This window comes from Kineococcus indalonis, assembly GCF_009906395.1.
GTDB classification, from domain to species: Bacteria; Actinomycetota; Actinomycetes; order Actinomycetales; family Kineococcaceae; genus Kineococcus; species Kineococcus indalonis.
Map to the genome: position 1 here is coordinate 1 of NZ_JAAALM010000966.1, position 622 is coordinate 622.

The following is a 622-nucleotide window of genomic DNA, read 5'->3' on the forward strand; positions in this document are numbered from 1 at the left end:
GCCGTGCCCGACGCCGCCACCGCCGACGTCGTCCCCTCCACCGCCGGCCCGGCACGGTCGGCCTGGTGCTGCTGCTGGGCTCCATGGCGGCCCTGGGCGCGGTGAACACCGACCTGTACCTGCCCTCGCTGCCGCAGGTGGCGCGCGACCTGGGCTCCTCCGCCTCCGGCGCCCAGCTGACCATCACCGTCGTGCTGGTCGGGATGGCCCTGGGCCAGCTCGTCGTCGGCCCGCTCAGCGACCGCTACGGCCGCCGCCCGCCGGTGGTGGCCGGCTGCGCCCTCTTCGTCGTCGCCTCGCTGCTGTGCCTGGTGGCGCCCACCCTGCCGGTGCTGGTGGGCCTGCGGTTCCTGCAGGGCCTGGGCGTGGCGGCGGGCGCCGTGACGGGCATGGCGGTGGTGCGCGACCTGTTCACCGGCTCCACGGCCTCCCGGCTGATGTCGCGCCTGGTCCTGGTCATCGGGGTGGCGCCGCTGTTCGCGCCCACCGTCGGCGGGGCGCTGGCCGGCGTGGCCGGCTGGCGGGCGGTCTTCGCGGTGCTGGCCGCGGCCGGCGCGGGCGTGCTGCTGGCGGTGCGGCTGCGGCTGCCCGAGACGCGCCCGCACGCCCCCGCCCCCGGTGG

Annotated in this window: 1 protein-coding gene; it reads left to right on the plus strand. The window is 78.6% G+C overall.

The genetic code is table 11. From position 1 onward, the window contains the following. Nucleotides 1-65: 65 nt before the first annotated feature. Nucleotides 66-622, plus strand: a 557-nt coding sequence (locus GTR00_RS22215) for an MFS transporter (protein ID WP_323132680.1), incomplete at its 3' end; no start/stop codon positions are given.